The sequence below is a fragment of the Nocardia sp. NPDC050793 genome (assembly GCF_040654065.1).
Classification (GTDB): Bacteria; Actinomycetota; Actinomycetes; order Mycobacteriales; family Mycobacteriaceae; genus Nocardia.
The window spans coordinates 21,150-34,233 of the sequence record NZ_JBFAHG010000010.1; the positions used below are offsets into that span (position 1 = coordinate 21,150).

The 13,084-nt window shown below is 71.1% G+C and carries 1 protein-coding gene (running past one end of the window); it reads right to left on the reverse strand.

All coding sequences use genetic code 11. The features are described from left to right. Window positions 1-13,084 carry the 3' portion of a non-ribosomal peptide synthase/polyketide synthase gene (locus tag AB0H50_RS28435; RefSeq protein ID WP_357458434.1) on the reverse strand. Its footprint extends 24,107 nt past the window's final position, so 13,084 of the gene's 37,191 nt are visible here — the last part of the coding sequence; the start codon falls outside the window, past its right edge; its stop codon occupies window positions 1-3.

Here is a 13,084-nt window from a genome sequence, read left to right on the forward strand (position 1 = left end):
TCACTCCGCGACGATGAGGCGGATCTCCTCGTCGGCGGCGTCGGTCGGTTCGCCGGGGGCGACGAACCAGTGGGTGACTTCGCCGTCGGCGAGGTCGTCGGCGATGTCGTCGGCCGTGGGGAGCACGGAGAGTGCGCCCGCGGTGGACGTCGCGACGAACTCCCACAGCGCGGCGCGGCCAGCGGCGGCGGTGGTGAACGTGGTCGATTCGTAGTCGATCGCGTTCTCGTCGCGGATGCGTTCGGCCAGGTCGAGCGCCGCGGTCTGGCTCAGCGCGACCGGCGCGCCGTCGACCAGCTCCACGAAGGCCGGGTGCTCTTCGCCGAGCGAGCGCACCCGGTCCGCGTAGGACACCGGGTGTCCTGCGGCGGCGGCCAGTTCGGTCTGCACCTGCGGATCGCTCGGCACGAGCCAGCGCGCCGCGCCCTCGGTCGCCGCTTCGCCGATGCCGAAACCGGCTCCGGCCGCGGCGATCTCGTCCGCGCTCAGGCCCGAGGCGAACAGGCAGGCGGCGCCCGCCTTCTGCACGGCCCATGCCGCGACCACGGCGTCGACACCGCGCGGCAGCGCCACCGCGACGACGTCGCCGGGACCGGCGCCCCGCGCGATCAGGACCCGAGCCAGCTGCGAGGAACGCCGATCCAGCACGTGGTAGGCGATCTCGTCGCCGTCGACGAGCAGCGCGGGCGCCTGCGGATCCGCCTCGACCACGTCGGCGAGCACCGTGGCCACGGTTCGCGTGCCGACTCGGTTCGCCGACTCCGGCACCGCGGCCGTCGCCGCCACGCCGGATTCGGCGAGCAGCTGGGCGCGTTCGGCGCTGTCCAGGATGTCGATGTCGCCGACGAGTCCGGACGGGTCGCCGAGCAGCGAGTCCAGCACCCGCACCAACCGGGTGGACAGCGTCTGCACCTCCTCGGCGGTGAACCGGCTGAGCAGGTACTCGAGGCTGATCTCCAGGATCGACTCGGCCGCGACCTTCAGTGTCAGCGGGTAGTGCGTCGTGTTGCTGACGTCCACCCCGGTCACCGACATGCCGTCGATCGAGCTGGCCGCCTCGATCGCCTCGCGGTCGATCGGGTAGGACTCGAACACGAACAGCGTGTCGAACTGCGACCCGGCCCCCGCCGCCCGCTGGATGTCGGCCAGGCCGACGTAGTGGTGATCCAGCAGATCGGCCTGCTCGCGCTGCAACTGCCGCAGCTGCTCCTCGATGGTGGCGCGGTCATCGATGCGCACCCGGACGGGCAGCGTGTTGATGAACAGGCCGACCATCGATTCGACGCCGTGCAGCTCTGCGGGCCTGCCCGACACCGTCGCGCCGAAGGCCACGTCCGAGCGTCCGGTGAGCCTGCCGAGCAGGATGCCCCAAGCCGCCGACACCAGGGTGTTCACCGTGATGCCGAGTTCCGCGCAGTGCTTGGTGAGCCTGCGGGTGCGGTCGGCGTCGAGGTGGGTGACCAGCTTGCCGGTCTCGTACTCCTCGGCCGAACGCGGTTGCGGGGCAAGCTCGGTCGGCTCGTCCAGTCCCTCGAACGCGCCCGCCCATGTCCGCAGCGAGGCGTTCAGGTCGCGGCCCGAGAGCCACTCCAGGAACGTCCGGTAGGACGCGACCTCCGGCAGCGCGGAGGCGTCGCCGCGCACCGCGTACAGCACCAGCAGGTCCTGCATCAGCAGCGGCATCGACCAGCCGTCCAGCAGCACATGGTGGGTGCTGATGACCAGGTGCCAGTGGTCGGCGGCGGTGCGGTACAGGCCGTAGCGCACCAGCGGCGGCACGGCCATGTCGAACCGCTGCGCCAGGTCATCGGCGAGCCGCCTGCGCAGCTCCGCCTCCCGCTCGGCCTCGGGCAGATCGGTGAGATCCACCTCGCGCCACGGCACCTCGACGCCGTCCATCGCGATCTGCACGGACTGGCCCGTGGAGTCGGTGACGAACGCGGTGCGCAGGTTCGGGTAGCGGTCGAGCAGCGCCTGCGCCGAGGCGTGCAACCGCTCGGCGTCCACCTCGCCGCTCAGCTCGACCACGGCCTGCATGTTGTAGACGTCCACGGTGGCGGTGGTCATCAGCGCGTGGAAGAGCAGACCGGACTGCAGCGGCGTGAGCGGCCAGACCTCGGTGAGGCCGGGGTAGCTCCGCTCCCACAGCTCGATGTCGGTCTGGCCGACCCGCACCAGCGGCATGTCGGACGGCGTGTGGCCGCCGGCGTCGGGCCTGCGGATCCGGGTGGCAAGCGCGGTCAGCGCGGACACCCAGGTTTCGGCGAGTTCGCCGACGCGCTCGGCTGTGAGCAGGCCGGTCGGGAAGGCGAACGACGCCACCAGCTCCGGTCCGCTCGCACCGTCGAGCACCATCGCGTCGATGTCGAGCGCCGCGGCCGCCGGCCGGGCGGGGTCGGCGACGGTGACGATCTCGGCGGGCAGCGCGCCCAGGTAGCGGAAGGCGACCTGCGCGGTGTCGGCCAGTCCGAGCAGCCCGTGACCACGCCCGTTGTCGGGCACGGCGAGCAGCTGCTCCTTGACCGCCTTCAGGATCCGATCCGCCGCGACGCCGCCCGCGAAGGCGTCGCCGAGGTCGGCGCCGTCCAGGTCGACCCGCACCGGGTGGGTGAGATCGAACCAGCCGAGCGTGCGATCCAGGTGCGCGGCGCCCACGGCGTGCGCGGCGCGGCCGTCGCCCGCGAGGCGGATCAGCGCGGCGGCGCCGTGCTCATCCGCGGCGGTGCCGTGCTGTTCGCCGCGCCAGCGCACCAGCGCCATGGCCAATGCCGCGAGCAGTGCGTCGGCCGCGGCGCCGTGGAAGCGGGCGGGGGCGATGTTCAGCACCGCGTCGGTCACCTCGGCGGGCACGGTGATCCGCACCCGGTCGACGGTGGCCACGGTGTCGATCGCGGGATCGAACGCCCGCGCGCCGAGCAGCGGTTCGTCCGTCGCCGAGATCTCCTGCCAGAACGGCAGTTCCGACTCGTGAGCGGCGGCTTCGTCGGCGGCCACGCTGTGCGCCCAGCGCCGCAGCGTGGTGCCGGTGGCGGGCAGCTCGAGCGGCGCGTCGACGCCGAGCTGCTCTGCCGCGGTGGCCAGTTCGGCGAGCAGAACCCGCCAGGACCGCGCGTCCACCGCGAAACGGTGTGCCACGACCAGCAATTCGTCGGGACGGTGGTCCGCGAAGGTGAACAGCACGAACTGCGCCATCACACCGTCGGCCGGATCGAGCCGGTCGACCGCGGCGGCGCGCTCGGCCGCGAGCAGATCGGCGTACTCGGCGCTCTTCTCGACCCGGACCTCGCACAGCAACGGCTCCACGTCGATTCGCGGCATGGCCTCGAACACCCAGCCTTCGCCCTCCGCACGCAGTGTCGTGCGCAGCGCGTCGTGCCGGTCGAACAGGGCCTCGAGCGCGTCGACCAGCGTGTACCAGTCCAGCGCGGCGGGCAGCGCGAGCAGCGCGGACTGCGCGAACCGCCGGAACGGCGCACCGCCTGCGAGCGCGGCGGCCACCGCGGGCGGCAGCGGCATCTCGCCGACACCGCCGCCTGGCAGTTCGGCAGGCTGCTCCCGTTCGGCCTGCGTCGCGGTCGCGATGGCCGCCAGCGCGGCCACGCTGCGCTGGTCGAATACGTCGCGGACGCTGAACTCGACGCCGAGCGCCTTGGCCCGCGACACCAGCTGGATCGACAGGATGCTGTTGCCGCCGAGCGCGAAGAAGTCGTCGTCGGCGCCGATGTGCTCGACGTCGAGGACGTCGCTGAACACGCCGGCCACGATCTGCTCGGCCGGGGTCACCGGCGCGCGGAACGCCGCCTTCTCGAATGTCGGCTGCGGCAGCGCGTTGCGGTCCAGCTTGCCGTTCGCGTTGAGCGGCAAGGCTTCCAGCGCCATGAAGGCGCTCGGCACCATGTAGGACGGCAGCTCCGCCGCCAGCGCGGACTGCAGCTTGCGCTTGTCCAGTTCGCCGGTCTCGGAGTCGATTCCGGCCGCCGACGGCACGACGTACGCGACGAGCCGATCGCCGAGGCCGGGATCGTTGTGCGCGAGCACCGCCGCCGCCGCGATCGTGTCCTGCCGCAGCAGCGCGGCCTCGATCTCGCCGAGCTCGATGCGGAAGCCGCGGATCTTCACCTGGAAGTCGGTGCGGCCACGGTATTCCAGCTCACCGCCCGCGTTCCACGCGACCAGGTCACCGGTGCGGTACATCCGCGCGCCCGGCTCGCCGAACGGGTTGGCGACGAACCGTTCCGCGGACAGGTCGGGGCGGGCGAAGTAGCCGCGCGCCAATTGCGCACCGGCCAGGTACAACTCGCCGGAAACGCCGACCGGAACCGGCCGCAGGCGCGAATCCAGCACGTAGACCTGGCTGTTCCACTCCGGCGCGCCGATCGAGACCGAGAACTCGTCGGCCACGGTGACGGCGTGGTTGGTGATCGACACCGCCGCCTCGGTCGGGCCGTACAGGTTGTACAGCCCGGCCGCGTTGGCGCGCCGGAACTTCTGCGCGGTCGCCGCGGGCAGCGCCTCGCCAATGGCGAGGACGCGCCGCAGCGCATTCGGCATGCGTCCACCGGATTCGGTGAGCAGCGCGTCCAGCATCGACGGAACCACGTGCAACGTGGTCACACCGGTCGAACGCATCAGTTCGTTGAGGTACGCCGGATCACGGTGACCGTCTGCGGTCGCGATCACCAGGCGTCCGCCGCTGACCGCGGCCGACCAGAACTCCCACACCGACAGGTCGAAGGTCGCCGCCGTCTTCAGCAGCACCACGTTCTCGCTGTCGAGATCGAACTTGGCAGTCTTCCACAGCAACTGGTTCACGATCGCCCCGTGCGGCACCGCCACACCCTTGGGCTGACCCGTCGAACCCGACGTGAAGATCACATACGCCGTATTCGCCGCGACCAGAACACCGTTGCGCTCGCCGGCCGCGATGGGGGCATCCGAGTGACCGGACAGATCCAGCTCGTCGATCGCGACGGTCTCCGCCGCGGTGGTCTCGAACGCGTCCCTGGCCGTGGTCAGCACGCAGACCGGCGCGGCCGTGCCGAGGATGTAGTCGACACGATCCACCGGCTGATCCGGATCGATCGGCACATACGCCGCACCGGCCTTGGCGACCGCGTACATCGCGATCACCAGATCCGCCGACCGGCGAATCGCCAACGCCACCCGATCCTCCGGACGCACACCGCGACCGATCAGGTACCGCGCCAACCGGTTCACCCGAGCATCCAGCTCGGCGTAGGTCAGCTGCGTCCGGTCACCGGAAGCCGCGTCGGCGACCAGCGCGACCGTGCCAGCCGCGGCCTCGGCCACGGCGGCGTCGAGCAGCGACACCAGCGTGGCATCGGTGTCCACCGGGTGCGCGGTGTCGTTCCAGGTGCGGAGGATCCGTTCGCTCTCGGTGCCTGCCAGCAGGTCGATCTCGCCCACCGGCACCGTCACATCGGCGATCACCGCGTCCAGCACCCGCACGAACCGGTCCGCGAAGCCCTGCACCGTGGCCTCGTCGAACAAGTCGGTGGCGTAACCGAATTCGGTGATGATCTCGGCCGGAGTGCCGTCGTCGGCGTACCGGTCGTAGAGCGTCACGTGCAGGTCGGTCTTGGCCAGCTGCGAGTTGAAGTTGACCGCGCTCACCTGGAGCCCGGGCAGCGTCAACGTGGTCTCGGCCAGGTTCTGGAAGGACAGGCCGATCTGGAACAGCGGGTTGCGCGCGGTGGAGCGCTCCGGGTTCAGGACCTCGACGAGGCGCTCGAACGGAACGTCCGCGTTGGCGAACGCCTCCAGGTCGCGTTCGCGCACGTCGGCGAGCAGGTCGGCGAAACGGTCGCCCGGCTGCACCGTGGTGCGGAACACCAGCGTGTTGACGAACATGCCGATCAGATCGTCGAGTTCGCGCTCACCGCGACCCGCGATCGGCGTGCCGACCGCGATGTCGTCGGTGCCGGACAGCCGCGCGAGCAGCACCGCGAGCGCCGCGTGCACGACCATGAACAGCGAGGCGTTGTTGGCGCGGGCCAGCTCCGCCAGCTCGGCGTGCCGCTGCGGCGAGAGCTCGAAGCGCAGCGCCTTGCCGTGGAACGACTGCGCGGGCGGGCGCGGGCGGTCGGCGGGCAGCTCCAGCTGATCGGGCAGCCCGGCGAGCGCGGACTTCCAGTAGGCGACTTGGCGTGCGGCCACCGACTCCGGATCGTCCTCGGAGCCGAGCACCGCGCGCTGCCACAGCGCGTAGTCGGCGTACTGCACCGGCAGCGGCGTCCACTGCGGGGCGTCGCCGCCGACCCTGGCCACGTAGGCGGCCATCAGGTCGCGCGCGAGCGGGCCCATCGACGCGCCGTCCGCGGCCACATGGTGCACCACGAACGCGACCACGTGCTCCTGCTCGGAGATGCGGAACAGCGCGACCGCCAACGGCACCTCTGCGGTGACGTCGAACGTGGTCATGGCGAAGGCGATGACCCGCTCGATCAGCTCGGACTCGTCGATCCCGACCGGATCCAGCTGCGGCAGGTTCACCGGCAGGATCACCTGGTGCGGCCCGTCCGCCGAGCTCGGGTAGGTGGTGCGCAGCACCTCGTGGCGGGCGAACACGTCGCCGATCGCCTGTTCCAGCGCGCGCACGTCGAGCGCGCCGGAGAGCCGGACGGCCAGCGGGATGTTGTCCACCGCCGAGGTGGCCGTGTCGAACTGGTTGAGGAACCAGTACCGCGCCTGCGCGGGCGAGAGCGGAATCCGCTCCGGCCGTTCCACCGCGGTCAGTTCCGGACGCGACCGGCCGGACCCGGCGATGCGCTCGACCCTGGCCGCAAGCGCGGCCACGGTGGACGCCTCGAACAGATCACGCACCGCGAGCTGGGTGTCCAGCGCCGCGCCGAGACGCGCGGTCACCTGGGTGGCGACCAGCGAGTTGCCGCCCAGCTCGAAGAAGTCGTCGTCCAGGCCGACGCGGGCCACGCCGAGCACGTCGCCGAAGGTGCCCGCCACGATCTCCTCGATCGGCGTCGAGGGCGCGCGGAACGCCTTGACCTCGAACACCGGCGCGGGCAGCGCCTTGCGATCCAGCTTGCCGGAGGCGTTGAGCGGGAACTCGTCGAGCACCACGAACGCCGAGGGCACCATGTACCCGGGCAGCTCGCCGCCCAGTTCGGTCCGCGCGGATTCGACGTCGATGACCTGACCGGCGGTCGCGATCACGTAGCCGACCAGCTGGTCTCCGAGGCGCTCGTCCGAGCGCACGACGACGACGGCCTGGGCGATCGAATCCAGCGCGGTGAGCGCGGCTTCGATCTCGCCGAGCTCGATGCGCAGACCGCGCAGCTTCACCTGGAAGTCGGTGCGGCCCAGGTATTCCAGCTCGCCCTTCTTCGTCCAGGTGACCAGGTCGCCGGTCCGGTACATGCGCTCGCCAGCGGCGAACGGGTTGGCCACGAACCGATCCGAGCTCAGATCCGGTCGCGCCACGTAGCCGCGCGCCAGCTGGATACCGGCCAGGTACAGCTCACCCGCGACGCCCACCGGCACCGGGTGCAGGCGCGAATCCAGCACGTACACGCGGGTGTTGAACACCGGAGCGCCGATCGGCACCGACACTGTGTCGTCCTCGGTGACCTCGTGATAGGTCACGTCGACCGCGGCCTCGGTCGGGCCGTACAGGTTGTGCAGACGTGCGCCGGTCAGCTCCTGCAAACGCTGCGCCGTCACCGCGGGCAGCGCCTCGCCGGAGGCGAAGACGTTGCGCAGGCTGGTGCATTCGTCCGCCCGCTCTTCAGCGACGAACACCGACATCATCGACGGCACGAAGTGCGCCGTGGTCACCCGCTCGCGCTTGATCACCTCGACCAGGTAGCCGGGATCGCGGTGGCCGTCCGGCTTGGCGACCACCAAGCGCGCGCCGATCTGCAAGGGCCAGAAGAACTCCCACACCGACACGTCGAACGTCGCCGGGGTCTTCTGCAACACCACGTCGGTGCCGTCAAGCCCGTACTCGGACTGCATCCACACCAGGCGGTTCACGATCGCCTCGTGCGAGACCGCCACACCCTTCGGGCGACCGGTCGAACCCGACGTGAAGATCACGTACGCGGTGTTAGACGGACGCAGCGGGGCACGGCGATCGGCGTCGGTCACCGGGGCGTCGTCGTAAGCCGACAGGTCCAGCGTGTCGATCTCGAGCGCGGTGACCGCGCCCGCGTCGAAGCCGTCCCGCGAGGTGGTGAGCACGCACACCGGGTCGGCCAGGTCCAGCACGTAGCGGGTGCGGTCGGCCGGGTGATCCGGATCCAGCGGCACGTACGCGCCGCCCGCGATGCTCACCGCGTACATGCCGACGACCAGCTCCACCGAGCGGCGCATGCCGAGTGCGACGAGCGTGTCCGGTCCGACGCCAGAGGCAATCAGGCGCCGCGCCAAACGGTGTGCGCGCGAGGCGAACTCGGCGTAGGAGAGACTCGTCCCCTCGAAGGTCAGCGCCGTCGCGTCCGGCGTCAGCGCCGCCTGCGCCTCGAACATCGACACCAGGGTCGCGTCCCGGTCGACCCGGCGCGCCGTGGCGTTCCAGGTCTGCACCACGGTGGTGCGCTCGCCCGCGTCGAGCAGGTCGACGTCGCCGATCTGCACCGCGGGATCGGTGATCACCGCGTCCAGCATGCGGACCAGGCGATCGGCGAACGAGGCCACCGTCTCCTTGTCGAACATGTCGGTGGCGTAGGCGATCTCGGCCTTCATGCCATCGGCGGCGGAGCCGGTGAAGTTCAGGTGCAGATCGAACTTCGCGGTCACCACGTCCAGCGGCACGCCGGAGACCTCCAAGCCGGGCAGCTCGAAGGTGGTCTCGCCGGTGTTCTGGAACGAGAGCATCACCTGGAACAGCGGGTGCCGCGCCTGCGAACGCGCCGGGTTCAGCAGCTCGACGAGCCGCTCGAAGGGCAGGTCCGCGTGCCCGAACGCGGCGAGGTCGGTTTCCCTCGTCCTGGTGAGCAGTTCGGCGAACGGCTGTGCCGGGTCGACGGCGCTGCGCAACACCAGGGTGTTGACGAACATGCCGATGGCGTCGTCGAGCACCGCCTCGCCGCGGCCTGCGACCACGGTGCCGATGGCGACGTCGTCGCTGCCGGACAGGCGCGAGAGCAGCGCGGCGAATGCCGCGTGCACGACCATGAACAGGCTCGCGCCGTGTTCGCGGGCCAGTGCCTCGCCCGCCTGCGCGAGCTCGGCCGAGAGCTCGAACTCGAACACCCCGCCGCGGTTCGACGCGACGGCGGGACGCTTGCGGTCCGACGGCAGGTCGAGCTGGTCGGGCAGGCCCGCGAGGTTCTGCGACCAGTACGCGACCTGCGCCGCGATCAGCGAGTCCGGATCGTCCTCGGAGCCGAGCGTCTCGCGCTGCCACAGCGCGTAGTCGGCGTATTGCACCGGCAGCGGCGCCCAGCCCGGCGCCTCGCCGCGCGAGCGCGCCGCGTAGGCGATCATCACGTCGCGGGCGAGCGGGCCGACCGACCAGCCGTCGCCGGAGACGTGGTGCACCACGAACACCAGCACGTGCGTGTCGGGCTGAGAGCCGTCCATCGAACCGGCGATGCGGAACAGCGCGGCGCGCACCGGCACCGCGGCGGTGACGTCGAATCCGGTGAGCACCAGCTCGCTGATGCGCTCCTGAATCTCGGTCTCCGACACCACGATCGGGGTCAGGTCCAGGTTCTCCTTGCCCGCGGGGAGCACGACCTGCACGCCCTGGCCGTCGGCGGTCTCCGGGTACACGGTGCGCAGCACCTCGTGCCGGTCGACCACGTCGGCGACCGCCCTGCGCAGCGCGTCGGTGTCGAGCGCGCCGGTGAGCCGCACCGCGAGCGGGATGTTGTTGACCGCGGTCTGGTTGTCGAAGCGGTTGAGGAACCACATCCGCTGCTGCGCCAGCGACAGCGGAATCCGTTCCGGCCGCGGCCCGGCGACCAGTTCGCGCCGTCGTCCGCTGCCCGCCTTCGCCGCGGTGCGCGCGGCCAGCGCGGCCACCGTGGGCGCCTCGAACAGTTCGCGCACCGCGAGATCGGCGTCGACCGCCTCGTTGATGCGCGCGACCACCCGGGTGGCCAGCAGCGAGTTGCCGCCGAGCGCGAAGAAGTCGTCGTCGAGACCGACCTCGTCGACGCCGAGCAGATCGGCGAAGACCGTAGCGACGGCCTGCTCGATCGGGGTGCTCGGCGCGCGGAAGGCCGCGGTGCTGACGAACTCCGGCTCCGGCAGCGCGCGCCGGTCCAGCTTGCCGTTCGGGGTGAGCGGCAGGGTGTCCAGCACCACGAGGGCGTCCGGGACCATGTACGCGGTCAGGAATTCGGCGACAGCGTCACGCAGCACGGCCGGATCGATCGCGACGCCGGTCTCCGGCACCACGTAGCCGACCAGGCGATCGCCCGCGTGCTCGTCGGCGCGGACCAGCACCACGGCCTGGCGCACGCCGTCGCAGCGCATCAGCGCCGACTCGATCTCGCCGAGCTCGATACGGAAGCCGCGCAGCTGCACCTGCTGGTCGCTGCGGCCCGCGTACTCGAGGTTGGCCGCGTCGCCGTCGCCGAACCAGCGGCCGACGTCGCCGGAACGGTACATCCGGGAACCGGGCTCCCCGAAGGGGTTCGCGACGAAGCGGCTCGCGGCGAGGCCGGGCCTGCCGAGGTAGCCGCGCGCCAGCTGCGCTCCAGTCACGTAGATCTCGCCTGCGACACCCACCGGCGCGGGGGCCAGCCGGTTGTCGAGCACGAAGGCGCTCAGGCCGGGCAACGCGCGGCCGATGACGCTGGCCGGGTTGTCGACGTCCTGCTCGTCCATGGCCAGGAACGACACGTGCACCGTGGTCTCGGTGATGCCGTACATGTTCACCAGGCGCGGCGCGTCCGCCGGATGGCGCTCGTACCAGCGCCGCAGCTGGCGCAGGTCGAGCGCTTCACCGCCGAAGATCACGTGGCGCAGCGCGAATTCGCCGTCGCCGTCGGCGGCGCTCGCCGCCCGATCGGCCTCCACCAGCTGGTAGAACGCCGACGGCGTCTGGTTCAGCACGGTGACCCGGTCGCGAACGAGCAACTCGCGGAACAGCTCCGGCGAACGCGAGGTGAGGTAGTCGACCACGACCACCGAACCGCCGTAGGCCAGCGCGCACCACAGTTCCCAGACCGAGAAGTCGAAGGCGAACGAGTGGAACAGCGTCCACACGTCGGACTCGTCGAAGCCGAACAGCGGCTGGGTGTTCGCGAACAGCTGCACCGCGTTGCGGTGCGAGACGCCGACGCCCTTGGGCACACCGGTGGAACCGGAGGTGTAGATGACGTAGGCGAGGTTGTCCTGGCGCAGCGGCCGGACTCGGTCGGCGTCGGTCATCGGCGCGTCGGACTGCTCCGCGGTCTGCTCCAGAAGCAGCAGCGGAATCTCGCCCGCCGGAACGGAATCCGCGTCCGCCGCGGTGGTCAGCACGCACACCGGAGCGGCGTCGGCGAGGGTGAACTCGAGCCGCTGCACGGGGTAGGTGGTGTCGATCGGCACGTACGCCGCGCCGGTCAGCAGCACCGCGTACAGCGCGATCGGCAGTTCCTCGGTGCGCGAAACCGCGACCGCCACCTTCGATTCCGGCCCGACGCCGAGCTCGATGAGCGCACGCGCGATCCGGTTGGCCGCGCGCTGGAACTCGCCGAAGGAGACGGTGGTCTCACCGAAACGCACCGCGGGAGCGTCCGGCCGACGCTGCGCCTGCGCACCGATGAGGTCGACCAGCGTGACCGCGGGCGCGTCGACGCCCTCGGTGTTCCATTCGCGCAGCACCAGTTCGCGCTCGCCGGGGGCGAGCAGGTCGATGTCGCCGACCACCACGCCGGCGTCGGCCGAGACCGCGCCGAGCACACGCAGCAGGCGATCCGCGAACGCGCGCACCGTGCCCTCGTCGAACAGGTCCGTGGCGAAGCTGAATTCGGCCGACATGCCCTGCGGGCCGCCGTCCGCGCCGAGCTTCTCCTCCAGCGTCAGCTGCAGGTCGAACTTGGCAAGCGGCACCGTCATGTCCACGCCGGACACCGTCAGACCGGGCAGCTCGAGCACGGTCGGCGCGGTGTTCTGGAAGGTCAGGCCGACCTGGAACAGCGGGTGCCTGCCCGGCGAACGCACCGGGTCGAGCACCTCGACAAGGCGTTCGAACGGCACGTCGGCGTGGCCGAACGCGTCCACGTCCACCCGCCGCACGGTGCGCAACAGTTCCTCGAACGCGACACCGGGCTCGATCTCGGTGCGCAGCACCAAAGTGTTGACGAACATGCCGATCAGGTCGTCGAGCGCGCGTTCGCCACGGCCCGCGATCGGGGTGCCGATGGCGACGTCCGAGCTGCCGGACAGGCGCGCGAGCAGCACCGCGAGCGCGGCGTGCACGACCATGAACAGCGTCGAATTGTGCTGCTGCGCCAGCGCGCGCAGCGCCGCGTGCACCTCGGCGTCCACGGTGAAGGCCACCGTGTCGCCGCGGTTGGAGGCGGTCGCGGGCCGCGGGCGATCGGCGGGCAGGTCCAATTGCTCGACCAGCCCGGCCAATTCGTTCTTCCAGAACTCGAGCTGACCGGAGACCAGCGAGTCCGGGTCGTCCTCGGCGCCGAGCACCGCGCGCTGCCACAGCGCGTAGTCGGCGTACTGCACCTCGAGCGGACGCCACGCGGGCTCCTCGCCGTCCACGCGGGCGCTGTAGGCGATCATCACGTCCCTGGTCAGCGGCCCCATGGAGAAGCCGTCGGCCGAGATGTGGTGCACCACGAGCGCGAGCACGTGCTCGGTGGGGCTGATCTCGAACAGGCTCGCCCGGAACGGCACCTCGGCGGTGACGTCGAAGGCGGTCAGCACCACCTCGGAAAGGCGCTGTGGCAGTTCGTCTTCGGTGATGTCGATGGGCGAGAGATCAGGGATCACCTGGCCGGTCGGGACGATCTGCTGGTAGCCGACGCCGCCGATCTCCGGGTAGTAGGTGCGCAGCGACTCGTGCCGTGCCAGCACGTCGGCCACCGCGACCTGCAATGCCTGCCGGTCGAGCAGACCCGAGAGCCGCACCGCCGCCGGAATGTTGTCGGCC